Origin of the sequence: Thermosipho sp. 1244, from assembly GCF_018588215.1 — a bacterium.
Taxonomy (GTDB): Bacteria; Thermotogota; Thermotogae; order Thermotogales; family Fervidobacteriaceae; genus Thermosipho; species Thermosipho affectus.
Genome location: NZ_LNGA01000014.1, coordinates 1 through 25,951 on the forward strand (window position 1 = coordinate 1; position 25,951 = coordinate 25,951).

General features: G+C 32.9%; 25 protein-coding genes, 2 tRNA genes and 1 riboswitch. Of the genes, 10 read left to right on the forward strand and 17 right to left on the reverse strand.

Translation table 11 applies throughout. From position 1 onward, the window contains the following. Positions 1–153 precede the first annotated feature (153 nt). The 6 genes from AS157_RS03360 to AS157_RS03385 all read left to right on the forward strand — a co-directional run bounded on the left by AS157_RS03360 (position 154) and on the right by AS157_RS03385 (position 5,245). Positions 154–230 (forward strand) — tRNA-Thr (locus AS157_RS03360). Positions 231–292: 62 nt separating this feature from the next. Continuing rightward, positions 293–1,192 (forward strand): ABC transporter substrate-binding protein, encoded by a 900-nt coding sequence (locus AS157_RS03365; protein WP_077289389.1) that lies wholly within the window; start codon positions 293–295, stop codon positions 1,190–1,192. After that, entirely contained in the window at positions 1,189–1,923 is a 735-nt protein-coding gene (locus AS157_RS03370) for an ABC transporter permease (RefSeq protein ID WP_075665939.1), read from the forward strand. Before AS157_RS03365 ends, AS157_RS03370 begins: the two co-directional genes overlap by 4 nt. Further along, the gene (locus AS157_RS03375) at positions 1,907–2,572 is read left to right on the forward strand and encodes an ABC transporter ATP-binding protein (RefSeq protein ID WP_077289388.1); all 666 of its coding nucleotides are present in this window, start codon (positions 1,907–1,909) and stop codon (positions 2,570–2,572) included. The genes AS157_RS03370 and AS157_RS03375 overlap by 17 nt, the downstream gene beginning before the upstream one ends. Continuing rightward, positions 2,565–3,896, forward strand: coding sequence for an RtcB family protein (locus AS157_RS03380; protein WP_143611767.1), 1,332 nt, complete (start codon positions 2,565–2,567; stop codon positions 3,894–3,896). Before AS157_RS03375 ends, AS157_RS03380 begins: the two co-directional genes overlap by 8 nt. Next, positions 3,893–5,245 carry an MFS transporter gene (locus AS157_RS03385; RefSeq protein WP_077289387.1) on the forward strand — a complete coding sequence of 451 codons (1,353 nt, stop codon included), beginning with the start codon at positions 3,893–3,895 and terminating at the stop codon, positions 5,243–5,245. The genes AS157_RS03380 and AS157_RS03385 overlap by 4 nt, the downstream gene beginning before the upstream one ends. Before the next feature lie 2 nt (positions 5,246–5,247). Here the strand turns inward: AS157_RS03385 and AS157_RS03390 are convergent, their stop codons facing one another. After that, positions 5,248–6,021: an alpha/beta hydrolase gene (locus tag AS157_RS03390; protein WP_077289386.1), complete on the reverse strand. Its 774-nt coding sequence runs from the start codon at positions 6,019–6,021 to the stop codon at positions 5,248–5,250. 95 nt (positions 6,022–6,116) lie between these two features. On the opposite strand from AS157_RS03390, the gene folP reads away from it, so the two are divergent. The 3 genes from folP to glpX all read left to right on the forward strand — a co-directional run bounded on the left by folP (position 6,117) and on the right by glpX (position 8,728). Next, positions 6,117–6,917: a dihydropteroate synthase gene (gene folP / locus AS157_RS03395; protein ID WP_077289385.1), complete on the forward strand. Its 801-nt coding sequence runs from the start codon at positions 6,117–6,119 to the stop codon at positions 6,915–6,917. Continuing rightward, a complete protein-coding gene (locus tag AS157_RS03400; RefSeq protein WP_077289384.1) occupies positions 6,904–7,596 on the forward strand; it encodes a pseudouridine synthase in 693 nt (230 codons plus the stop codon). Before folP ends, AS157_RS03400 begins: the two co-directional genes overlap by 14 nt. A 115-nt stretch (positions 7,597–7,711) precedes the next feature. Continuing rightward, on the forward strand, positions 7,712–8,728 hold the full coding sequence (glpX, locus tag AS157_RS03405) for a class II fructose-bisphosphatase (RefSeq protein WP_077289383.1): 1,017 nt from the start codon (positions 7,712–7,714) through the stop codon (positions 8,726–8,728). A 48-nt stretch (positions 8,729–8,776) separates the two neighbouring features. Here glpX and AS157_RS03410 read toward each other — a convergent pair whose 3' ends face one another. The 9 genes from AS157_RS03410 to AS157_RS03450 all read right to left on the reverse strand — a co-directional run bounded on the left by AS157_RS03410 (position 8,777) and on the right by AS157_RS03450 (position 16,326). Beyond that, entirely contained in the window at positions 8,777–10,450 is a 1,674-nt protein-coding gene (locus AS157_RS03410; RefSeq protein ID WP_077289382.1) for a S8 family peptidase, read from the reverse strand. A gap of 136 nt (positions 10,451–10,586) precedes the next feature. Then, positions 10,587–11,087: a cob(I)yrinic acid a,c-diamide adenosyltransferase gene (locus AS157_RS03415; RefSeq protein WP_077289381.1), complete on the reverse strand. Its 501-nt coding sequence runs from the start codon at positions 11,085–11,087 to the stop codon at positions 10,587–10,589. Further along, the gene (locus tag AS157_RS03420) at positions 11,053–12,054 is read right to left on the reverse strand and encodes an aminotransferase class I/II-fold pyridoxal phosphate-dependent enzyme (protein WP_077289380.1); all 1,002 of its coding nucleotides are present in this window, start codon (positions 12,052–12,054) and stop codon (positions 11,053–11,055) included. Before AS157_RS03420 ends, AS157_RS03415 begins: the two co-directional genes overlap by 35 nt. Further along, positions 12,003–12,839: an adenosylcobinamide-phosphate synthase CbiB gene (gene cbiB / locus AS157_RS03425; protein WP_077289379.1), complete on the reverse strand. Its 837-nt coding sequence runs from the start codon at positions 12,837–12,839 to the stop codon at positions 12,003–12,005. Before cbiB ends, AS157_RS03420 begins: the two co-directional genes overlap by 52 nt. Then, on the reverse strand, positions 12,823–14,202 hold the full coding sequence (locus tag AS157_RS03430) for a cobyric acid synthase (protein ID WP_231450336.1): 1,380 nt from the start codon (positions 14,200–14,202) through the stop codon (positions 12,823–12,825). The genes cbiB and AS157_RS03430 overlap by 17 nt, the downstream gene beginning before the upstream one ends. Positions 14,203–14,210: 8 nt before the next feature. After that, positions 14,211–14,903 carry an adenosylcobinamide-GDP ribazoletransferase gene (locus AS157_RS03435; RefSeq protein WP_077289377.1) on the reverse strand — a complete coding sequence of 231 codons (693 nt, stop codon included), beginning with the start codon at positions 14,901–14,903 and terminating at the stop codon, positions 14,211–14,213. Further along, complete coding sequence (cbiR, locus tag AS157_RS03440; RefSeq protein ID WP_077289376.1) at positions 14,893–15,510, reverse strand: cobamide remodeling phosphodiesterase CbiR; 618 nt, start codon at positions 15,508–15,510, stop codon at positions 14,893–14,895. The genes AS157_RS03435 and cbiR overlap by 11 nt, the downstream gene beginning before the upstream one ends. After that, positions 15,507–16,004: a bifunctional adenosylcobinamide kinase/adenosylcobinamide-phosphate guanylyltransferase gene (locus AS157_RS03445; RefSeq protein ID WP_077287459.1), complete on the reverse strand. Its 498-nt coding sequence runs from the start codon at positions 16,002–16,004 to the stop codon at positions 15,507–15,509. The genes cbiR and AS157_RS03445 overlap by 4 nt, the downstream gene beginning before the upstream one ends. 54 nt (positions 16,005–16,058) lie before the next feature. Next, positions 16,059–16,223, reverse strand: a riboswitch (cobalamin riboswitch). A 26-nt stretch (positions 16,224–16,249) separates the two neighbouring features. Next, positions 16,250–16,326, reverse strand: a tRNA-Pro gene (locus AS157_RS03450). Between the two features lie 74 nt (positions 16,327–16,400). Between AS157_RS03450 and AS157_RS03455 the strand changes: the two genes are divergently transcribed. Next, complete coding sequence (locus AS157_RS03455) at positions 16,401–17,876, forward strand: GGDEF domain-containing protein (protein WP_077289375.1); 1,476 nt, start codon at positions 16,401–16,403, stop codon at positions 17,874–17,876. Here the strand turns inward: AS157_RS03455 and AS157_RS03460 are convergent. The 7 genes from AS157_RS03460 to pheT form a co-directional block, all read right to left on the reverse strand. Then, positions 17,870–18,607: an early set domain-containing protein gene (locus AS157_RS03460; protein ID WP_077289374.1), complete on the reverse strand. Its 738-nt coding sequence runs from the start codon at positions 18,605–18,607 to the stop codon at positions 17,870–17,872. The genes AS157_RS03455 and AS157_RS03460 overlap by 7 nt on opposite strands. An 83-nt stretch (positions 18,608–18,690) precedes the next feature. Next, entirely contained in the window at positions 18,691–19,008 is a 318-nt protein-coding gene (locus AS157_RS03465; RefSeq protein ID WP_077289373.1) for a sodium:proton antiporter, read from the reverse strand. Further along, positions 19,002–20,225, reverse strand: a complete 1,224-nt coding sequence (locus AS157_RS03470) for a proton-conducting transporter transmembrane domain-containing protein (RefSeq protein ID WP_231450334.1) — start codon at positions 20,223–20,225, stop codon at positions 19,002–19,004. The genes AS157_RS03465 and AS157_RS03470 overlap by 7 nt, the downstream gene beginning before the upstream one ends. A gap of 74 nt (positions 20,226–20,299) precedes the next feature. Next, positions 20,300–21,484: a 6-phosphofructokinase gene (locus AS157_RS03475; protein ID WP_077289372.1), complete on the reverse strand. Its 1,185-nt coding sequence runs from the start codon at positions 21,482–21,484 to the stop codon at positions 20,300–20,302. A gap of 67 nt (positions 21,485–21,551) precedes the next feature. After that, complete coding sequence (locus tag AS157_RS03480; RefSeq protein WP_077289371.1) at positions 21,552–22,691, reverse strand: iron-containing alcohol dehydrogenase; 1,140 nt, start codon at positions 22,689–22,691, stop codon at positions 21,552–21,554. Between the two features lie 4 nt (positions 22,692–22,695). Further along, positions 22,696–23,595 carry a GTPase Era gene (gene era, locus AS157_RS03485; RefSeq protein ID WP_077289370.1) on the reverse strand — a complete coding sequence of 300 codons (900 nt, stop codon included), beginning with the start codon at positions 23,593–23,595 and terminating at the stop codon, positions 22,696–22,698. A 1-nt stretch (position 23,596) separates the two neighbouring features. Continuing rightward, a complete protein-coding gene (gene pheT, locus AS157_RS03490) occupies positions 23,597–25,933 on the reverse strand; it encodes a phenylalanine--tRNA ligase subunit beta (protein ID WP_077289369.1) in 2,337 nt (778 codons plus the stop codon). Positions 25,934–25,951 lie beyond the last annotated feature (18 nt).

A 25,951-nucleotide genomic window follows, 5' to 3' on the forward strand; every position in this document is an offset into this window, starting at 1 on the left:
TATTGTTAGAAAAGGTTATTCAAAGGTAATTCAAAAGTATTTTATTATATTTTTGTATCTATTTTTTGATTTCGGATTAGTCTCTTACTATTTTTGAAACAGACTCTGAAAATATTGACAACTAAAACCTAATTTGTTAAAATATTTCTGGTTGCAGGCGTAGCTTCAAGAGGTGGAGCGCCTCCTTGGTAAGGAGGAGGGTGTGGGTTCGAGTCCCACCGCCTGCTCCAGAGAGGGACCTCGTAGGAGGTCCCTTTTTGTTGTGGTATAATTTATATTGGAGGTGATAAATATGAAAAAATTAATTGTTTTTCTATTATTACTTGCAGTTCTCCAATTTCCACTTACACTGTTAAATCCATTTGGTCCAACTATATTTCCAGTTGCACCAATATTAAATAAAAACGTAACTGGGAATGTAGACTTAACGGTTGAATTTTGGAAAAATCTAGATGACGTTATTGCAAAGGTTGCCACAAAGTACGCAAAATTTGTCGTATTACCCATTACCACTGCAGCAAACCTTTATACCAAAGGTATAGACATAAAACTAGTTGGGGTACACGAATGGAAGGTATTTTACCTTGTATCAAACACAGATTTTAAAGGTCTAAAATCTCTAAAAGGAAAAACAGTGTACTCTGCACACGGACGAGGACAAACTGTAGATGTGCTTTTGAGGTATCTCTTAACAAAAGAAGGACTTACTCCCGACAAAGATGTAAAATTTGCATATGCTCCACCACAAGAAATCGTTGCACTATTTAACTCTGGAAAAATAAGCTTTGCTGCTCTTCCTGAACCTTTTGTCACAATGTGTCTGTCCAAAGGAAAGATTGTTTTAGATTTTCAAGAAGAATGGAATAAAATATCGAATTCAAAACTTGGTATTCCAATTGCAGGACTTTTCGTAATAGATGATATTTCAAAGTACAAAAATACCATACTTGAAGTGGAGAAAATATTCAAAGAAAGTGTTTCATACGCAAATACTCATGTAGATGAAAGTCTTGAAATTACAAGCAAGTATTTACCAATTCCAAAACCCGTTCTCAAAAAATCACTTGAAAGAACACAATTTAAATACGTGTCTGATTGCAAAGATGAAGTCTCAAAATTTCTCGAAACGATGCATAACCTTTATAAAGAGGGGATACCAAAAATTCCAGACGAAGGATTTTATCTAAAATGAAATTTGCATATGGACTTGTTTTATTCTTGATTATTTGGTATTTTTTAGCCTTGGTTATAAATTCATCTTTAATACTCCCTACTCCACTGGAAGTAGGGAGGATTTTTATTACACTTATATTTTCTAAAAGCATTTGGAATTCCATATATTCTACACTATTAAAAGGATTTATTGCACTTTTTTTTACATTATTATTGGGATTTATATTCGGTTTTGTAATGGGGATATGTGAAAAATGCTTTGAGTTACTAAGACCTATATTTACAATATCTCAATCTGTACCAATAATATCTTGGTTAGTGCTTGTAATATTTATATGGGGAATTGGTATTACAGGACCAATAATCATCACCGTGTTATCCCTCATACCTAACGTTACTTTTTCAGTTGCACACGGTGTGAGAAACACAGATAAAAAATTATTGGAAATGGCTCAAATATATAATGTCTCAAAGAAAAAAATTATAAAAGATATATACTTTGGCTCCGTTATTCCATTTTTATTAAGCGCACTTGAAGTAGTTTCTGGTAACTTATGGAAGGTTATAATAGTTTCAGAATACCTTGCTGGAAAAGAAGGAATAGGTGTACAAATATCATGGGCAAGACAATATGTAAACATTCCAAAAGTTTATGCTCTGACTATAATAGCCGTAATACTTGGAATATCAACCGAAAGAGCTATTAAATTCCTAACTAAAAAGGTGATATTATATGATATTAAAGATTGAAAACCTAAATAAAAGTTTTGGAAGTCTAAAAGTTTTAGAAAACATCGAATTTAAAATTAAAAGAGGAGAAAAAATCACCTTTTTAGGTCCTTCGGGATGTGGTAAAACCACACTACTAAGGATTATAGCAGGTCTTGAAAAATACAGCGGAAAAGTAAAAAAAAGCTTTAAAAAAATAGGATACATATTTCAAGAACCGAGGTTAATTCCCTGGAAAACGGTATATGAAAATCTTAAATTTGTGGGAAAAGATGACCAAAAGATAAAGGAAGTTCTAATTTCACTTGATTTATTTCAATTCAAAGATTACTACCCGGCAAAGTTAAGTGGTGGAATGAATCAAAGAATAAATCTCGCACGCGCACTAATTGTAGAACCAGAAATTCTACTCTTAGATGAACCTTTTTCTTCGCTTGATATACATATAAAGTGGAAGTTGATAAATGATATTAACGCACAAATAAAAAAAAGAAAGATAACCACTATACTTGTAACCCACGACATAAAAGAGGCTATTTCACTTTCAGATAGAATCTTAATCTTATCAAACAGACCGGCAAAGATAATAAAAGAATTCATTACAAACGAAATTAATGAATTCTTTTTAGAAAGAGAAGTAATAAAACTTTGGGGTGATAAATATGTATAGGATAAAAAAGAGCGGAAAGATGAAAGTCGATGCCTTTGTACTTACAGATAGTTTAAATGAAATATCTGAAGCTATTGAACAACTCAAAAATGTTGCATCTTTACCAAGTATAGTGAAAGCTGCATATGCAATGCCCGACATACATTGGGGATATGGATTTCCAATTGGTGGTGTTGCGGCATTTTCAGAAATTATAAGCCCTGGAGGTGTGGGGTTTGATATAAATTGTGGCGTTAGACTATTAAAAAGTGAAGTTACATACAAGGAAATTTCAAAACACATACAAAAAGTTTTAGAAAAGATATACAAATTAGTACCCGTAGGACTTGGTTCAACTTCAAAAAAATTTGAAAAAAAACTCTTTAAAAAAATAATAGAAAATGGCACAAAAGCAGTTATCGAACTAGGTTTTGGTTATGAAGAAGACTTAAATTTTATAGAAGACAACGGCACATTATTACCCGCAAATATGCTAGATGTATCAGACACTGCCTACAAAAGAGGCAAAGAAGAGTTAGGTACTTTAGGCTCTGGAAATCATTTTATCGAAATTCAAAAAGTAGAAGAAATATACGATAAAAAAATAGCAAATGTATTAGGGCTTTTTGAAGGACAAATCACTGTAATGATCCATACGGGAAGCAGGGGATTTGGTCATCAAGTTGCAACGGATTACATTAAACTAATGAGAAATCTAAATATCGACCTTCCAGATAAACAACTTGTCTATGCTCAATTTAAAAGTGAAATCGGTCAAAAGTATTATTCTGCAATGAACTGTGCCGCAAATTTTGCATTCTCAAACAGACAAATAATCACACATCTTGTTCGAAAGGCTTTTTCTGATATTTCAAAACTATATTTGGTATATGATGTAGTACACAATATAGCAAAAGTTGAAATTCACGATGGTCAAAAAGTTATAGTCCACAGAAAGGGCGCAACCAGGGCTCTTGGCCCTGGTCAAAAAGAATTACCTGAAAAATACGAAAATATAGGTCAACCAGTCATAATCCCTGGTGACATGGGAACTTTCTCGTATATTCTAGTAGGAACAAACGAAAACTTTGCATTTTCTTCTACTGCACATGGAGCGGGAAGAATCCTGGGTAGAAGGCAAGCCTTAAAAAAATTAAAACTAAACGATATACTTTCAAATCTTGAAAGAAAGGGTATAATATTAAAAAGTAAATCCAAAAGAACTATAATAGAAGAAGCACCAAATGCTTACAAAGATATAGATAAAGTAGTGGAAATAGTGGACAAATTAAGACTTTCCAAAAAAGTAGCCAAATTAGTACCTTTGGGGGTTATAAAAGGTTGAATAAAAACGAAAAATTTTTAATTTTAGAAGGTATATTTTCAAACTTTTATTTTTTACTTACCCAAGGTGTTGTATTTACAGCACTTGCTTTGTATTTCAAATTTAACGAAATTCTACTTGGGATTACAGCTGCTTTTCCCATGGTCTTCCAACTACTCCAAATAGTAACGCCATACATAATAGAAAAATTTAAATACAGAAAAAAATTACTTGCAGTCTTCAACTCCTTTAAATTTTTATGGATTGTTGTACTAATCTCCATATTAACAAATAGCAAATCCCCTTTAATATTAATAACAATTTTTGCAATTTCTCAAGCTTTTACATCCCTTGCGGGAAACACGTGGTCCTCACTTGTTTCAGATATAATCCCATCAAATAAAAGGGGGAAATATTTTGGTATTAGAAGTGTTTTAATATCTTTTTCTACACTTATAATATTTTACGTTTTTTCATACATAATAGACAACGTATCTGCTCCTTTTAATTTTGTATACGTTATTTTAATTACTCTAATAGGAAATCTACTTGCACTTTTATCCTTAATTCCCGTAGATGACCCCCCCGTAAAAAGTTTGGGAACTTTAAGTGAAATAAAAGAAGTTTTTAAAGAAAAAAACTTTATGAAACTTTCTTTTGCAAACATGTACTGGAATTTTATCCTTTTACTAACCGCTCCCTTTTTCTCATACCACCAATTAAAAAATCTAAAAATATCCATGACTTACATAAGTTATGCAACCATTGCAATGACTCTAATTTCCATGATTTTTTACTTTGTTTGGGGAAAGATAAGTGATAAATACGGGAATAAAACCGTTATGATTTTAGGACTTTCGTTTGTCTCTGTTACTCCTATTATCTGGATATTAATGAATGAACAACATTGGCCTTTTGCAATGACCCTTGATGCAATAATATCAGGTGTTGGATGGGCAGCTATAAATATATCATTGTTAATTTTGCCAATGGAAACGGCAAAAAGAATGTCCCCCATGTATTTTGCCGTTTTTGGTTTTTTTGGGGGACTTGGTGGACTTATTGGTTCTATACTTGGCGGATACTTTGCCTCAATATTTAATCAATACAATTTTTACATAAATAATTATCACATATTTGGCATTCAAATATACTTTGTTATAGAAGGAATACTAAGAATGATGGCTATATTTATATTTGCAACTATAAGAACACAAAAATATGTTTCACCTACTATATTTATGTTTAACGTACTCAACATAATAGCAAGAAGACCTACTCAAAGAATATACGAAAATGCAAAGATAGAGACTGCATTTATACTTAAAAAATTAAAAATAGAAAAGAAACGCATAAATCGTTGGTGGTAACACTACCCTCTTAACCAGTTTATTATCGTTTTCGCAACCTTTTCCTTTTCAATATCATTCGTCATCACATGACCTGATTCTTTAAATACTTCCAATTTTCTTCGTTCTGATGAAACGTTTTTGTAAATATAATGAGCTGCCTTCAGAGGTACTACTTGATCTTTTTCTGATGCCAGTATAAGTATATCCGATTTTATAAATTTCAATCTTTTCCTTGCTATTTTCATCAATTTATACAAGTGTTTTGCTTGAAGTGGCCAATTATACGACCAGTACTCCTTAGACAAATATTTCAAATCCTCGTTATCATACTTTTCACCGTACCCTTCTTTCTTAACCTTTTTTGCAAAGAATGAAATTATAGGTGTTAAAGCTATTCTTTTTTCCATGGTAAAAATAGCACCTGCAATAGAAATAACTTTTCTTGGATTAACTATACTTGCTAAAACTAAAGTTAACACTCCTCCCATGGAAAGTCCTGCTACATACACATCTTTACACAAACCAGCTAAATCAAAATAACTGTCTAAAGACCTTCTAAGCCAATCTCTCCAATTACTTTCTAAAAAGTCTAAAGAAGATGTACCATGTCCAGGAAGACGTGGCACCATAACAGTATAGCCTTCCTCATTCAACCTCTTTGCAAGATACGTCATATCATGTGGGCTTCCTGTAAATCCATGGATTAACAAAATACCTTTTTCGTTGTTTCCTTTCAAAAATATCGGTTGTGAAATTTTAACTGTTTTAATATCACCAAGATCAAATAAACTCATATAACCCCCTCCTTCTTTATCCTATTATAACCCAAAATAATCCTTTACCTATTAATATTTTTCTATATAATTAAATTAGAAAAGGAGGGGATAAAATGAATTTTAATGAAACCAAAATCATGGGAATAATCAATGTAACACCAGATTCTTTTTACCCAAAAAGTCGGATAAACAAGGATAAACTACTAGAAACAGTGGATAATATGATCAAAAATGGGGCAAAAATAATCGATGTAGGTGGTGAAAGTACAAGGCCGGGTGCAGAAGAAGTATCCGAAGAAGAAGAACTGAATAGAGTTGTTCCAGCTATCGAACTTATAAAGAAAAATTTTGATATAGTTGTTTCAGTTGATACCTACAAATCAAAAGTTGCAGAAGAAAGTCTTAAAGTTGGTGCCGATATAGTAAACGATATAAGTGCACTTAGATTTGACGAAAATATGGCTAGTGTTGTAAAAAAATATAACTGTCCAGTAATACTAATGCACATGAAAGGCACTCCCAAAAATATGCAGAAAAATCCATATTATGAAGATACCATAAAAGAAATTTACTCTTTTTTTGAAGAAAGAATAAAATTTGCCCAAAACCGTGGTATACAAAAAATTATAATTGATCCAGGTATTGGCTTTGGCAAAAGACTTATAGACAACCTTCTAATTTTAAAACATCTAGATGAATTTAAAAAACTTGGCTTTCCTTTATTAATCGGTGCAAGTAGAAAATCCATGATAGGAATGATTCTTGATCTTCCAGTTGAAGAACGCTTGGAAGGCACTCTCGCAATCACGGCGTATTGTGCACTAAAAGGTGTTGAGATAATAAGAGTCCACGATGTGAAAGAAAATTATAGAGTACTAAAAGTAATTGAGGCGATTAAAAATGCGTCTAGATAAATTTTTGGCAAATGCAAAAGTTGGTTCTAGAAAAGATGTAAAAAAACTTATTAAAACAGGAATAGTTTCCGTAAATGGAATAATAATCAAAAATCCAGAATTTAAGGTAAATTACAACGATATAATAAAAGTAAATGACCAAACAATAACTCCATACCACAAAGTTTATATAATATTTAACAAACCATCTGGATATACTTCAAGTAAATCCGAATACGAAAGAAACGTATTCGAATTTATCACACATCCTTACGTTGAAAATCTTCATATTGCAGGAAGACTTGATAAAGATGTAGAAGGATTACTATTAATAACAAATGATGGTGAATTTACACACAAAGTAATTTCACCAAAATATAACGTAGAAAAAGAATACCTTGTGGAAATCAATGGTATACTTACAGTTGAAATGATAAAAAAGGCGAAAAAAGGTATCACCTTGAAAAACGGCAGATCTTTTAAACCTGCAATAATTAAAGAGATAGATAACAATTTAATATCTATAATAATTACAGAGGGTAAATATCATGAAGTAAAATTAATACTAAAATCTTTAGGTCTTTTTTACAAAAAAATAGAACGAATAAGAATAGGAAATCTAAATCTATATGATTTTAACTTAAAAAAAGGTGATTGGATCGAAATAGATTACAAAACGGCTATGAAGGCTCTTGAATAATGGTTATAAAAAAAAATTTAAAAAAAACATAATTAACCATATGTATACAATATTTTACTTTTCATTTACGCAATGCTATAATTATCCTGTAAATAAAACACGTGGGGGTGTAAAAATGTCGGGACTTTCCAAGGAAATAACACTGGAGTTGGTAAGGGTAACAGAAGCAGCCGCACTAATGTCTAGCAGGTATTTAGGTAGAGGAAATAAAGAAATGGTGGACAAAATGGCTAGTGATGCAATGAGAGGGATGTTAGATTACATAGATATGCAAGGTGTCGTAGTTATTGGTGAAGGAGAAAAAGACAAGGCTCCTATGTTATACATAGGAGAGCAAGTGGGAAATTGGGAAGAAAACACACCAGAGCTTGATATAGCTGTTGATCCTGTCGATGGAACAAGGTTAGTTGCATACGGACTTCCCAACGCAATAAGTGTCATGGCTGCAACAGATAGAGGAGCAATTGAATACCTGCCAACGTTTTACTCTTACAAACTTGCCGTTGGACCAGAACTTGCAGGAAAGTTAGATATAAACGCATCTATACGTGAAAATTTAAGGGTCGCTGCGGCTATTTTAAACATAGATATTTCCGAACTTACAGTTGTAATATTAAACAGAGATAGACATAGAGAAATAATTGAAGAAGTAAGAAAAGTAGGTGCTAGAATAAAACTAATAAGCGACGGAGATATTGCAGCGGCAATTGCAACTGCACTCCCAGAAAGTTATGTGGATATATATATTGGAATAGGTGGATCACCTGAAGCCATTCTAGCGGCAGCTGCATTAAAGTCCTTAGGCGGAGAAATTCAGATAAAATTATGGCCAATAGATGAAAAAGAAAGAAATGAATTAACAGAAAAAGGCTATGAACTTGACAAAGTGTATAAAACAGATGATTTAATAAAAAGTGATAATGTAATATTTGCGGCAACAGGCGTAACAGATGGCGATCTTTTAAGAGGTGTTAAATATTCAAAAAATGTAGCAATAACAGAATCAATAGTAATGCGCTCTAAAACAAAGACACTGAGAAAGATAATTTCTCACCACAATTTGAAATACAAAACAATTCCTCTAAAAAGTGAAGGCGAAGTAAGATTTATAAACGGTAAAAAACCAAAATAATTATCATTAAATTAAAAAATCCCCCGGATATACCGGGGGTTTCATCTTTTATTGTTCTACGGACATTTGTAGATCTATCATGTACGATCTATCACTGTAGAATGTATATGCACCTTTATATCCAAAGTAATCTCCTGTATCTATTGTTCCGTTGTTGTTGTAATCTCTCCATGCACATACATATGAATAATATCCTGGTGTTACAGAATTTAATGTATATTGACCATTTGAAACATTTCCCATTTCACTTACCACATAATATCGTCCAGACCAAAAATCATACCTCAACACAAAAACTTTTGTTTCAACATTAGATGGTTGAGGATTCGGATTTGGCGCACTTCCCCCTCCATTGTAATTTATTGCAGCATATGCATCTACCAAACCTGCACCATAGTAATCATCCTCACCAGTTGGTCCTAAATCCTTTGCCGTATTTTTTAATGCGGATCTTATTTCCTCTGGCGTGGTCTTTCCTGAAGCGTATAACAATGCTGCAACACCTGCAACATGTGGGGCAGCCATTGATGTTCCTTGTAAGAACATATACGTATCTCCGTTGTTTGGTGTCCAAGTTGTACTTAACACTCCGTCTGCATATCCATCACCGTTTTGATCTACACTTGTATCTCCACCCGGTGCTGCAACATCAACTTCTGGGCCGTAATTTGAGTATGGTGCCCTTTGAAGATCATATCTAACTGCACTTACCGCTATTGTCTCTGGATATTTTGCCGGATATGATACTGGTCCATTTTCGTTGCCCGCCGCACAAATAATTGTAACTCCTTTATCGTACGCATACTGAATTGCATCTTTTAAAATTTGAGAATCTCCTCCTCCGCCAAGGCTCATATTGATTATCTTTGCACCGTGATCTGCTGCATATCTTACACCTTGTGCAACTGCATCAAGAGTTCCAGAACCATCTGCCCCCAATACCCTTATGGGCATTATCTTAATTCCATATCCTCCCCAATTGACGCCTGCTACACCTTTTCCATTATTACTCAAAGCGGCAATTGTACCAGTAACATGTGTACCATGACTTACATCTTGTGCAGGATCCGTTGGATCAGAGTCATTATCCACAAAATCATATCCTTGTACAAATATACCTTGCAAATCTGGATGTGTAAAACTTACACCTGTATCTACAACTGCAACAATCACATTTGCGCTCTTTATAACATCCCAAGTCTTTGGAAGATTAATCGCATCATAATGCCACTGATAACTGTAATACGTATCATTTGGAACGGCGTATGCTCTATAAATATAATTGGGCTCTACATATTTTACACCGGAAACTTTCTTTAACGCTTCTACCTGCATTTTGCCTGCTTTTATCACCAAAATATGACCTTGTTTTCCATTTTCTCTAACATCATAAGTTCTTTCTACAGAAATCCCCATTTTGGATAAAATACTCAGGCTACCTTCTGTGTAAACCACATACTCTCCTTCAACATACTCCACACCTTTTGATTTTAAAAGTTTGTCACTAACCAAAAAATTAGGTGCATAGGTACCATCTGGAAGCTTCACAGTACCGTAAACAGCCGCATATCCTGTAGCTTTTGCAGTTACTTTACTGATATCTTCCAATCTTTTTCCTTGCAAATAACTAAATGGATCAGGTATACTTTTCCCCACAGAATTCATACAACCAAAAAATAAAAATCCAACCAAAGCTAACAATACCCATAAAACTTTTTTCATCCAAAAATACCCCCTTTAAAGAAAATTAACCTCTAAGATAATACCACAAAAGTTCGTTATAATAAAAAAATGTAAATTATTTTATAAAATAACTTACACCCGTTATTTTCTTGAATTTTAATGGAAATATTTCCAATTAAAATTCTATTCCTTTTCTTGCCTTTATACCTTTTTTGTAATAATGTTTTATCTCACGCATTTCCGTTACAAGGTCTGCTATATCAATAAACTCCTTTGGTGCATATCTACCAGTTAACACTATTTCTACATCTTTTATTTCTTTTAAAAATTTTAAAACCTCATCTATACTAATTAAGTTGTAATAAATGGCAATATTTATCTCATCTAATATTACCACGTCATATTCATTTACTATTTCTTTTATCCTTTTAAATCCATTTTGTGCTGCATCTATATCTTCTTTTGTTGGCTTATTAAAAATAAAACAATTTCTTCCAAATTGTTCCACCGTTATATTTGGAATATACTCTGGTACCTTTAATTCACTATATTCCATCCCCTTTACAAATTGACCTACAAAAACCCTTTTTCCGGCACATGCCGCCCTAAGTGCAAGTCCAAAAGCAGCAGTTGTCTTTCCCTTACCATCTCCCGTATAAACGTGAATCATAAACATCCCTCCATTTCTTTAAAGTATTTAAAAGCGCTTTATTATCTTCCTTATTTCTTATTCCAACACGTACCAAATTTAATCCAAAGTTTCTTGCATCTCTAACGTAAACTTTATTTTCAAGTGAAAAATCTAAAAATTCTTCTACATTTTTCACATCAATCAAAAAATAATTTGCATCTGATTTAATATACATAAATTCTTCAAAAAGTTTCTTTTGAGTGTCTATAAACTCATGTGTTTTTAAAGTAAAATCCTTCAAATCTTTTAAATTATCCAACAATTTTTCCAAAAAGGTATATCCCATTCCACCTACTCCCCACTCCATTCTATACCTTTTGAAAACATTCTCGAATTTTTTAGAAATCACATATCCTACCCTAATACCTGGTATTCCAAAAAACTTTGTAAAAGTCCTTATTCTTACAACATTTTCATAATCTATATCCACGAACTTTCCAACAAAATCAATAAATGCTTCATCGACAATAAAAATCACATCTTCATTCAATTCAATCAATTCATGCAGATCTTGATAAATACCTGTAGGATTGTTTGGGTTCCCTAAAAACACCGCAACTTTTTTGTTTTTTCTTTTTCCACACTTTATACTTTTCTCCAAAATATTTAAATCCAACTTCTTTTTTACAAAATACCAAGGACTATCTATATATTTTGATGAAAATTTTGCAACTTTAAAATAATCTAGATAGTTTGGACGTGGTATTATTACATACGTATTATTCAAAATGTGGTATCCAACTATGTGAAATGCTTCAGTCGCACCAGCAACAATAACTCCATTAAAATGTTTATAAAACTTTTCTTCAATCCATTGTATATATGTATATCTAAAAAGGTTTTCAAATGGAAGTTTTTCTATCCAACTCAACCTCAAAGGATTAACAGAAATTGAAAAATCTAATATACCTTTTTCTTTAATACCTCCATGACCATTATTAAAATTATCCATACAAATACCACCTTTTTATACAACTTTAACCCTCTATCTATATCTTCCCTCTCCACTTTTTTTCCTTCAAGTTTGTAAACTCCCACCTTTTCAAATCCCAAATTTAACACACCGGCAAAAGCTGCCATGGGATACATTGCATTTATTTTTATTTTTCTGTATTTTTTTAGATATAAAATAGATTTAAAATTAAATGGAATAATAAGGAGGGCTGTTAATCTTGCTGGTATAAAGTTTAAGATATCGTCGCACCTTGCCGCAAATTTTCCAAACCATTCGTATCTTTTTGTTCTATATCCAAAAAGTGCATCATACGTATTAACTACCCTATAAATTAGTGCACCACAAATACCAAAGAACAAATAATAAAATAACGGTGCTACTATGCTATCTGAAATATTTTCAGAAAGACTTTCAAGTGCAGCAGAGTACAGCTGATTTTTGTTAAGCATTGAAACATCTCTACTGACAATAAAAGATACGTGTCTTTTTAAAACCTTCTCATCGTCTGTTTTACACCGTTCCACATGTCTATACAAAGCCTTTATAGAAAAAGTCGACGAAAGAAAATATATACCAAAAAATTCACTAACTTTCATAGTTAATCTACAAACAAAAAACCAAAAAAATAGCTCTAATAATAAAGAAAACATTCCCCAAAAAAATCTAAAATTTTTCATCTTTTCTACTCTTTTTCCTAAAAACCCTATGTAAATAACTGGATGAATAATACTTGGAAACTCACCTAAAACTAAATCCACCAACAAACTAAAGACCAATAACATTTTCTATCTCCTTTATGTCTATCTGCCCTATTATGTAATCACTTACCCTATCTATTTCTTCTTCAAGCGTAAACAATGACAAATCTTTTGTATTATACCCTCTATTTTTTCTAATGTAATTTAAAAACTTTTTCAAAAATTCTTTATTTTTAAACAAATTATGTGTATAGCCTCCAAATATCCTTCCCTTAATAGCTCCATCTAATTTTCCGTTATCATATAACAAAAAAGGACTCTCATGCGATATTGTTCTTCCATGGTGAATTTCAAAGCCCTCTATATCCGTATTAAAAAGCATTTCCTTTGCAACTATATTCCTCAAAATTTTTGTCTCTAAGAAAATTGTTTTTAAGTTTAAGTATCCCAATCCCTCATAGCATTTACCATTGTATACAATCTTTTTTCCCAACATCTGATATCCCCCACATATTCCAAGTAAAAAGGCACCATTTAAAAGTGCTCCATTTATTTGATCTTTTCTTTGTTTTATCCATTCTAAATCAAAGATAGTTGACTTTGTTCCGGGAATTATCACTAAATCCACATCTTCACGAATGTTTTCAACAAATTTTGCATTTGTATTTAAAAATAAAGGCTCAAATTCAAAAGAATTTGAAATATGAGGAAGTTTTAAAATATCTACTTTTAAATCACCAATTCCTTCTTTTTCAAAAAACAGGTCTTCTTCAGGAAGATAGTGTTTAAAGTACTCCACTGTTCCAAAATATTTTAAATTAAACCTTTCACCAAATTTTTTGGGAGAGTCCCCAAGAACAGATTTATCCCCTCTAAACTTGTTAAAAATAAAGCCCTTAACAATGCTTTTTTCAAACTTACCAAATAACACCATAGCACCTGCTATCTGTGCAAACGCACCACCCATTTCAATATTAGATATCAAAATTACCGGTGCATTTACCGCCTTTGCAATCGCCATATTTGAAATATCCTTTATATTTATTTCAGCTGCACTTCCAGAACCTTCAATTATTACCAACTCATGTTTTTCCAACAACTTGTACAATGCTTTTAATGCTTGATCTAAAATCCATTTTTTATCTGAATACATATACTTTTTACTTTCCACGTTTTTTATTGGCTTCCCATTTACTATCAATTGAACACCCTCTACATCTGGCTTTAAAAGTATGGGGTTCATTAATACACTAGGCTTTTTATTACACGCAACTGCTTGGACATATTGAGCAACTGCCATCTCTCCTTCTTCTTTACTTACCACACTGTTTAAGGATATATTTTGCGCCTTAAACGGCACTACATCTAAACCTTTTTTTGTAAAATATCTACATAAAGCTGTGGAAATAATAGATTTTCCAACGTTTGAAGCAGTTCCCTGGATCATTAATATCACTATATCACCCCCAAAATCACTAAGAGTAACTCACTTGTTATAAGACAAGTTGCCCCCAAAACATCCCCTGTAATACCACCTATCTTTTTTTTAGATATAATACTCATAAAATAGGAAAATAAAAGAGTAATAAAAAAAGACATAACAAAGCATTTTATGTTAAACAGTAAAGGCGTTAAAAACACGGTTGAATAAATTAAATTTTTCCTTTCAAATGGATAAAATATAGCACCAAGTCCTTTTTCTTTGGCAGGTTTTGAAAACGCCATCAACGAAACCATAGCATACCTTCCAAACACCGAAGAGTAAAAAAAGAAAGTTGGTGAAAGTGTAAAATACATGTTCCAAAATATAACAATATACAATGCCCCAAAAAACACGGCAAAAGCTCCAACGTCTCCTTTAGACATTATTTCAAGTCGCTTCTCCTTATTTGATTGATTCAAAAAGCCATCTATTGTATCCAAAAATCCATCAAAATGAAAGAGATCAAAAAAATAATATCCCAAAATTAAGAAAATTATTTTAACAAAAAAATTTTCAAAATAACCCCCTAAGAAAAAAATAATCCCGGGAATATATCCCACAAGTGGGAAATACCCGGGAATGTTTTTTATTCTCTTTTCAGAATATCTAACTTTAATTGGAATCCTAGATATAAACGCCAACGAAAGTAAAAAATCATAAATCAAAACTATCCCTCCAAAGAGTTAGTGAATACAAAAAATCTCTTAAGTCAAACACTTCAAAACACACATACTCTAAATTTGGTGAATATTTCAACTTTTTCCTTACTACTTCCAAAGTATCTTTGTCCAATTTAAGATGGTCTTTTCCATTTGAAACACCCATGACATGGTATTCTATTGAATTTTTTAAAAAATTCTCCGTAACCTTTGTCCCAAGCAAATGATGTCCTATGTCAAAAACTGTCCTATCGTGTAAAAAAATATCTTCTTTCAAATTTTCAACTAATATCTTCTCAGATTTTTCTAGAAACACCTCTATACCATCTAACGGATGTACGATGTAATTTGAAATTTCCAATCTACTATTTTCAAAAAAATAAAAGGCTTTTTCAACGTTAAAAATACAATCTGTTGGTAAGTGAACGTTATACTCCAGATTAAATTCTTCTGCTATTTCCTTTAAATCTTCTATTTCGTTTAAAAAAATATTCTTTGTATTTGTATCCCAGCTAAACACCAAAAATTCCACAAAATCCACCTTATCTGCTATAACTTTTACATTTTCAAGATAAGTACCCGGAAAAAGCCAAGAAGTAGTTCCTAACTTCACTTTAATTCCACCCCTATCCCCGATACCATCAAATAGACTTTTTGCGCTATTTTTGCAATATCTTTATTTAAAAGTCCTAGTCTTTCTACATATTCTCTTACTTGTTTGTTTTCTGGAATTATTCCCCACCCCACCTCATTCGTTACACAAACCAATGTATAATCAACTTTTTTAATACTTTTTAAAAATTTTTCTAAATAATTTTCTATATCTTTCTTGTAATAGTAAAGATTTCCAAGATACGTGGTAATACAATCTAAAATAGCAAATTCATATTTTCCATTTAAACCTTCAATTACTTTATCTACTTCAACAGGCTCTTCAAAGGTGTCAAAGCCTTTTCTTTCGCTTTTATGACGGTTTATCCTATTTCTCATCTCTTCATCAAAAGGAACCCCTGTTGCAATAAATGCTTTTTTCTTGTAACGTCTTGAGAGGTCAAGCGCAAAACTACTTTTTCCAGACTTAACCCCACCAGTTACTAAAATAACCACCCTTTATCCCCCCAAAATAAAACAAATTTTTCCCACATTGCCCTAGCAATGGGGAAATATCATTTACTACAGGTAGGTCTCCCGGCTTCCGGATCATCCTACTTTCTGCGCCTTCCCAGGTTTTACCCAGTGGCATTTGCAGATTTCGTCCCCGGTTACGGTTGCTGGGCAGCTTCGGATTTTCACCGAATTCCCTTAACCTGCAGTATTGAATATTTAAAAAATGGCCGGTAAAACCGGCCAACTGGTCGGGGTGACTGGACTTGAACCAGCGACCTCTTGCGCCCCATGCAAGCGCGCTAGCCAACTGCGCTACACCCCGTTATTCTACCTTATATTATATTACATCTAAAAAAATGTGTCAAATTATGCTAAAATACTTTTGGAGGGATTTAAATGATTAAATTTTATTTAAAGTACTTTCTATATACTCTTTTTATCTTTTTAACCTTGTTTTACATATTTTATTCTCTTGGCAATCCAAAAGGCATTGAAGTTTCTAGAATAAATAATACAACTTTACCAAAAGTTATTATACTAAAGACCTCTAAAACTATATCCTTTCAAATACCCGTACCTAAAAATTCAAAATACGTATTTTTTCCATTCATAGAAGGTTCTTCTTTTTCCATTAAAAACAACAATTTTCCAATATTTACATTTGGTCTTGGAAAATCTGGACGTACGTGGTATACTCCATTTTTGATACCTATACCAAAGGGTGTAGATGTTCTTACTTTGGAAATTTCAGGAGTTTATTCAATAGGTCTTGGAAAATTCTTTTTTATAAACGAATCAGAAATATGGAAATATTCTATTTTGAAGTTCCTAACCGACAACTTTTTAAATATTTCAATTGGTCTTATTTCAACATTGGGTTTTCTTTTGTATTTACTTTCGAAAAACACCGGAATAACTAGACAAAAAGCGTATAAATATTTTGCGTTTTCTAGTTTTTTGGCAATTATATGGTTATTGGATGTTATTAGTTTCGAACACTTTTTTTATCCACTTAGGAAATTATTTATCTCCTGTGGTTATCTCTCATTTACGTTTTTAATGCGCGGGATCGATTTATATAATTTTTCAACAATACAAAAAAATACAAAAAGATTCTCCTACTTAAATATTCTGGCAAGTATATTACCACTCTTTACAGTCACACCCCAACAATTAAAAACTCTTACGATTTTCATATCCCCTATATTAATACTCAATGGTATATTTATCTTGTACAAAATCGTAAAGTCATACGTCTCGCAAAACGTAACGTTCGCAAGCCTTTTTGCAATAACAATTATATTTGACAGTATAGTACTTTTCTTTAATCTTCCCTTCAGAATGCTTTCACCATTTGGAATTATATCGTTATTTTTAAGCTTTGCCTCAAGTATTATACTAGAATACAAAGAAAAGATTCACGAATTAAATGTAATATATGCAAGAAGCCTGATTGATCCCCTAACAGGGGCATGTAATAGGGGTTTTTTAGGAAATATAAAACTAGAAAAAAACGATATATTGATATTTATAGATCTCAACAAATTTAAATATATAAATGATACATATGGGCATGACAAAGGGGATGAAATACTAAAAAAACTTTCAAGTATAATTAAAAGCAACTTAAAATCTTCGGATATATTTGTACGTATGGGGGGAGATGAATTTTTAATTATTTTAAAAAATTCCACAAAAAAAGAAGCAGAAAAACTCATCAAAAAAATTCACAATGAATTTAACAAATCCTCGGAACTTTCACCAACTTTTTCATGGGGAATAACAAATATTGAAGGTTCCCTTAAACAATCAATAAGAACCGCAGATGATCTCATGTATAAAATGAAAGGTGAAAAAAAAGCCTCTCAATAGAGAGGCTTTTTTCCTTTTAATCCAACCGTTAATTTTCCATCTTTTTTATAAACCTGGAAAAATCCATTTTTCCCACCAAATCCGTCATCTACAAAGGCAGGTGCATTGGGATCAGTAACCCAATTTGTACCATTTACCACAAATTTATACTGATAATCTCCCTCACTTAATTCTAAAACGGCTTCCCAAACACCGTCGTCAACTTCATAACATTCGGTCTCTTCTGCATTCCAATTATTAAAATTACCCGCTATCGTTACATAATCTGCACCTTTATACTCAAAACGTATCACTACATATCCTTCATCATCTACAAACATCTTTTTTGGGTCAAAATTCTTGTTTACCTCTTTTTTATTCTCTTTCTTTTCCTCACCTTTTAAAATCACTAATTTCCCATCCTTTTCAACTAAAGTAAAAATACCATTTTTCCCTCCAAATCCATCATCTACATATCCCGGTGCTTCTGGGTCTTCCTTCCAATTCTTTCCATCAATTACATATTTATACTGATACGTACCAGGCTCTAGTTTTAAAGAAATCTTCCATATACCATCCTCTTTTTCCATCGCAATGGAACTTGAAGACCAATTATTAAAAGTTCCTGCAAGGTATACAACTTTTGCATCTACTGCCTCTTTAAAAGTAAATACAACCTTACCATCTTTAACTAAAACTGCTGAAAAACTCAAAACGGAAAAAATCAAAAGAATACATATAAATTTTTTCATAAATCCTACCTCCTTTGGAAATAATTCCACTTTAAATTATACACAAAAAATAAAAAGAAAAAAATAACGTGTTATCCACGTTACTATTTTTCAATTTCATTTAAATCCTTTTTTCTTTTCTTTTCTACAACAATCATGGTAATTGAAAGAAGCAGTGAAATTGTGGCAAATCCAATAACTATAGATGTTATTATAACCGCTTGTGGAAATGGATCTACGTAATTTCCACTACCCTTTAAAGGAGGCGCATTCCCAATTTTTGACGCAATAACTACAAACAAGAAAACAATTCCCGTATTTAACACATCAAGCGCTATTATTTTTGAAATTATATGCTTTTTGAACAAAAGACCGTAAATTGATAAAAATATGATCAAAAATGGTGCTATAAAATCTACCATAACATTCCTCCAAGCAAAGTAAAAAATGAAATTGAAAATACCATAAACGTTAAAATGGATTCAGTGGTAATGGAAAAATCAAAATAAATCCTTAAAAAATATCCAAATATCAACCCTAAAAGTACAAATAGAGATGAAATAACGTTAAAATATGGATAAATCAAAAAAATCGAAAATAAAAACAAAAGTATATGCCTTTTTGAGAATACAACCCTTAGCTTTAAAACTTTCCCCGCATAAACAGCGCTAAGAAAACTTACAATATATTTAAAATATTTAAAATTTTCCACAAAAAGCTTTGATTTAACATATCCTAAAGCGGTAAATGAAAAACCAGAGATAGATAATAAAGAAATTAATAAAGCCAAAAACAAAAAAACGGAAACTTCCCTTTTTTCGGATAAATCTCTTTTAACATACCTTGTACTCAGAAACAAAATACTCTTTGATATACCATGATAAAGCACATAAACAGGTGTAAAAAGAGGATTGAGCACCATTAATCCCAGCTGAGACATAGAACTGTAAGCAAGAACTTTTTTTAAATCTTTTGAAATAATGGAAAAAAACACTCCGTAAAAAAAAGCCAATATTCCAAATAAAAAAAGGTCATCTAAGCCTATTCTCAAAAGTGGAAATAATACCGATTGTGTATACACGCTTGAAAGCATTGCGGAAATTTCAGGCTCTGAATTTGAATGTACTTCTGGAAGCCAAAGCCCAAATAGAAAAAAACCTCCCTTTGCAAGAAGTGAAAATTTCATCAAGTACCCGGAAAGTCCATCTACATTTGAAATATCAAAACTTCCAGTTGAATAATAGTGCATCCCTATTCCTATTAAATAAAAACTCATTGCAAGTGAACTTGCAAAGATGTATTTAATAGCCGTTATCTTCTGATCAAATTTTTCACTCGAAAGAATAAGTAATGTAATTAACAAAGTTGAAGTTTCAAGTATAACGTATATGTTAAACAGGTCATTTGAGATAAAGAGTAAATTCAAAATTGTATGCAAGAGTGAAAAGAAAAAATACACATGCTCATTGCCATTTTGGTAGAGAAAGTAAGACACAATAATACTACAAGAGATATTGGTAAGCAAAAAATAAAATGAATTTGAATCAAAAATTAAATGTACTCCCCCGTATCCGGAGAGTACAATATCAAATCTTTCAAAAAGTAGGAAAATAGAAGAAATAGGTATCAAAAATGGCAAAAATTTTGCCTTTTTCAATAAATACAAAAAAAATGAAAAAATGACCTGAAAAATCGAAAAAACTACAAAAAAGATTACTCTTCTACCTCCTTAAAAATGGTATAAACTGGCAGGCCATCCTTAAATTTTGGGAACAATTCACCTTCAATTAATGGTTTTGCATATTCTATATACTTTTCCGTCACTTCAAAATCCGTGTGAAAGTCGTCGGAAAGATATTTTGTTACCTCTGCAACTTTATTTAATTCCACTGTACCATATTCCACTTTATACGGTGAATTACTCACCCTGTTTATTGTAACCATAACCCCGGATACTCCATCAAGTGCAAGTTTTACAGCTTGTCTTCCAACTGCTTCTGCTTCATCTACATCGGTTTTACTTGCAATATGTCTACCACTCCTTTGTAGATAATCTGGTATTGCAACATGCGTCTTAAGTGAAAGTTCTGACCTTATCATCCCTGCAATTGTAAACCCCACACCACCTAATTGTCTATTACCAAAACTATCTGTATAGCCCATATCCGCTACAAAAAAACCATCTGGATACTTAATTCCCTCTGAAACGGCTATTGAACAATATCCTTTTCTTCTAATACTCTCATCTACCCTCTCCAAAAACTTTTCCTTGTTAAAGGGTACTTCAGGAAATAATATTAAATCTGCACCTATACCGTTTAACCATCCAAGCCCTGCCGCAGCAGAAAGCCACCCTGCGTGTCTACCCATAATTTCCATTACAAATACCCTAGTTGAATCCACATACATACTCCTCAAATCAAGTGTAGCTTCCATAACGGCAGTAGCTATATACTTTGCCGCAGAACCATATCCTGGACAATGATCCGTATGCGGTAAATCATTGTCTACTGTTTTTGGCACACCAATGACCTTTAATGGTATATTTCTCTTTTTTGCCTCCGTATACAACTTCCATGCAGTGTCCATTGAATCATTACCACCGTTATAAAAGAAATATTCTATTTCATACTTTTCAAATATCTCAAAGAGTTTATTTATATCTTCTTGTGTTTTCAACTTTCTTCTACACGATCCAAAAGCCGCAGAAGGTGTGTATTTTAACCCTTCTATATCTTTTCCATTAATTTTTAATAGATTTTCTCTTAAAACACCTGATATACCATGGATTCCCACGTATACTTCAAGCCCTGCTTTTTGTGCCTCGTCTAATACCCCATATGCGGACGCGTTGATTACACTTGTTACCCCACCTGATTGTGCGTATAAGACCTTCATCGTATACCCCCTCTAAAAATTGCTAACATAATTATATCATATAAAAAAGTTCCAGCGTGTGCTGGAACTAGAATGCAATTTCCAATATCTTCCTTACATCTTCCTTTACCAATTTTTTTAACCTTCCCATAGGTGTCATCTTTGATGCTATATCCACCAACTTATCTATATCTTCTCTTTCAAATCCTAACTCTCTCAAGGTAGTGGGAGCACCAATTTTTTTGTACCATCCCTTAAGTGCGCTAATACCATCTTCTCTTCCAAATATCTCCATTCCAAACCTCACCAGTTTATCCGAAATCAAATCCTTAACGTAAGTAAGCCATGCGGGAAAGACCACTGCAAGACCTGCACCATGTGCAACCTCTGGATTAAGTGCACTTAAAGCGTGCTCTATAGCATGTGATGACCAATCTCCACCACTATGTCCCATACCAGATATACCATTTAGTGCTAAAGTAGTCGAAAGTGCAAAATTAGCACGCGCTTCATAGTCTTTTGGATTTGCAAGTAAAATTTCAGTAGTTTCAACTAATGTTTTTATAATCCCTTCATCTACTCTATCTATCAACTGTGTGTTTTTCGTACCATCAAAGTAGTATTCCATAACATGACTTATAGCATCTACTGCGCCATTTACCGTTTGATTAGGTGGAAGTGTGTATTGTACCTCTGGATCAACTATTGATACCTTTGGATAAACATGTATAGAACTAAATGAAAATTTTTCAAGTGTTTCTTCGTTAGTTACAACACTATTCCCGTTCATTTCAGTTCCTGTGGCAGAAAGGGTAAGTATTGTATACAACGGTATTGCTTCTTTTACCCTGGTCTTTCCAGAGTAAAAATCCCACACATCTCCATCATAATTTACACCGGCTGCAACTGCCTTTGCACTATCAATTACACTACCTCCACCAACTGCAAGAATGGCATCTACCTTTTCCCTTCTTGCCACCTCTAATGCTTCTTTTACCTTAGACAATACGGGATTAGGTCTAACTCCCCAAACTTCTACCTTCTCAATAGAACTTTCAAATAAAGCCCTTGCAACTTTTTCATATACTCCATTTTTCTTTATAGATCCTCCTCCCGCTAAAAACAACACCTTTTTTATTTTATCTTTCTTTAAATACTCACCTATTTTTTCAACAGTATTTTTTCCAAAAACAAGTTTTGTCGGATTATAAAACACAAAATTGTTCATATACTCACCCCCTTAAATCATCTTTCATTCCTATCTCGTTCAAGATAATAAAATCTTTATCTCTCCATTTTTCTTTTACTTTCACATGCAAATCAAGAAATACCTTATTACCCACTAAATATTCTATCTCTTGCCGTGCATTTTGCCCTATTTTCTTTATCATATTCCCCTTATTTCCTATGATAATTCCCTTTTGACTTTTCCTATCAACATAAATATTCGCCCTGATGTACAAAACCCCATTTTCCCTTTCCTTAATTTCTTCGACAATAACCGCAACAGAATGTGGTACTTCTTCGTACGTCAAATGAAAAATTTTTTCCCTAACAATCTCGGAAACCATAAATGAAAGGGGCCTATCCGTTATCATATCCTCTGGGTAATATTGAGGCCCTTCTGGTAGATTATCCACTATTAAATCTAAAAGTTTTTTTATTCCATCACCTGTGACAGCGGAAGTCTTTACAATGGAAATACAATTTTTTAACCCATCTTCCATCTTTTTTTCCAACAATTTTATTCTTTCACCATCTACAAGATCTATCTTATTTATAACCCCAATAGTCTTTGTATTAGACTGATTTACATAATCAAAAACAAATTCTTCTGGCTTTCTTATTCCCTGTTTAGCATCAACAACGGTTAAAACAAGGTCAACACCTTTAAGTGCACTTACTGCAGCCTTAACCATGTATTCACCCAACCTGTACAAAGGTTTGTGGATACCAGGTGTATCCACAAATATTACTTGATAATCACTTGTTGTATGGATCACATTTATCCTATTTCTCGTAGTCTGTGGCTTGTCTGAAACTATGAGCACTTTTTTACCCACAATGGCGTTTACAATAGAAGATTTACCTACGTTAGGCTTTCCAGCAAGTGCAACAAATCCCGATCTCATTTCATACCTCCTCAAATCTCAATTTTAAAGGATATTTATACACCAAATCCCTTTTAAGTTTATCCCAAATTTTGTTCACTTCTTCTTCCTTTAAAGTTCTATCCTTTGCTCTAAACACACAATACACCGTAACACTTTTATATCCCTCTTCAACACCTTTTCCTTTATAAATATCCGAAATACCAACCTCTTCAACGTATTTGTACTTAAAGAGACTGTCTAATATATTCCCAAGCATAAAACTATCCGGCACCAAGAGTGATACATCTCTTCTCACTGAAGGAAATTGTACACTTTCTTTGTACGCAGGAACTTCCACGTACTTTTCGTATATAAAATCAGTTGAAAGTTCAAACGCATACACTTCGTCTTTCACGTCAAAGCGTTGATTCACAAAATCTGGATCAAACATTCCAATTATTCCAACATCTTTATCATCTATAACAACTCTTGCACACCTTGTTGGTACAAATCCCTCAATTTCACACGGTACAAAGCTTGCAGTAACATTAAATTCGTCCAACACGTTCTCAAGCATACCTTTAAACGTGTAGAAATCAACTCTTCGTTGGTCTGTGTAATCTCTTTTATTGAGCCTTCCTGTAACAACTGCAGCCACCTTTTCTATGTCCCTTGGCTTCCCATTTTCCTCTATATATACCCTACCAACTTCAAATAGCTTCACATCTTTGTTTTGTCTTTTGTAGTTATACGACAGTGATTCAAGAAGTCCATTGAGCAAAGAAGGTCGCATGACACTCAACTCTTCGTTAATTGGGTTTGATATCCGCACCTTGTATCCCGTTATACTCCAATCATCAGAAACAAATGAAAGGTTCATAGCTTCTAAAAAACCTTCTGCCTTCAACGTTTCTTTTAACATATATCTGAGTTCTTGTATTTTATTCCTTGAGGCACTATTTACAGTCACCTTAAATGGTTCACCCTCGATATTTTCCATACCGTATATTCTGGAAATTTCCTCAACAAGGTCTATAGGGCGTGTAACATCAAAATACCTAAACGTAGGTACAAACACCGTATTATCTTTGACTTCAAAACCCAATCTGTTTAATATCTTTATTTGCCTTTCTTTTGGTATATCTACACCTATTACTTTTTCAGTCATAGAAAAGTCAAAATTGATATTCGTTCTTTCAATTTTTCTCCTTACCACGTCTTTTATCTTTGAAGGTATTCCACCTGCTAACTCTAAAATAAGTTCTGTTAACCTATTTATCACATCTACTGCATCGTTTGGATCAACTCCCCTTTCGAAACGATATGAAGAATCTGTCATAATTGCATGTGCTTTTGAGGTTTTTCTCACTCTTACAGGATCAAACATAGCAACTTCAAGCAAAATATCCGTTGTATCATCTTTAACTCCTGATTCTTCTCCGCCCATAACTCCACCAAGCGCCAAAATTCTTTCCCCATTTGTTATAAGTACCTCTCCGCCTTTAAGTTTGTACTTTTTTCCATCGAGTAGTAATATTTCTTCATCTCCTTTTGCATCTTTAACCACTATCTTAGAAGTATTTCTCAAATCAAATGCGTGAATTGGATGTCCCGTTTCAATCATTACATAATTTGTAATATCCACAATATTATTTATGGGTCTAAGTCCGGATGCAATTAATCTCTTTTGTAGCCACAGAGGACTCTCTTTCACCTTTATTCCTTTTATTACTCTAGCTGTGTACCTAAAACATCCTTCACTCTCAATGGAAATTTCAACAGGACATTCTTCCTCTCCATCAAAAACCTTTGTATTTAGGTTCAAATCCACATCGTATATAGCGGATAATTCCCTTGCAATTCCCTTTACACTAAGACAATCAGGTCTATTTGGTGTAATCTCTATATCAAGTACCCTATCGTTAAGGCCAAAGTATTCAATAACATCGGTACCAACAGGTACTTCATCTTTAAACTTATACACTCCACTTGAATTTTCTTCAAGACCTAATTCTTGAAGGGAGCACATCATGCCTTCAGACATAATTCCACGCATTTTCCTAGGTTTTATTGTAATTTCACCAAGCTTTGCCCCCTCAAGTGCAACTGGAACAATACTTCCTTTTGAAACTGTTAAATCACCAGTAACAATAGTTTTCACCTCTGTTCCCACATCAACTTTACACACAATCAACCTATCTGCATTAGGGTGATTTTCTACATCGATAACTTTCCCCACAACAACTTTTCCACTTACATCAAAAGGAATTATCACTTCTTCAACATTAGTACCCGTCAAACTCAACCTTTCAGCAACTTCTTCTGGAGATTTATCTATTTTTACAAAATCCTTTAACCATTCAAAAGAAAGTTTCAAAACGGTCCACCTCCAATT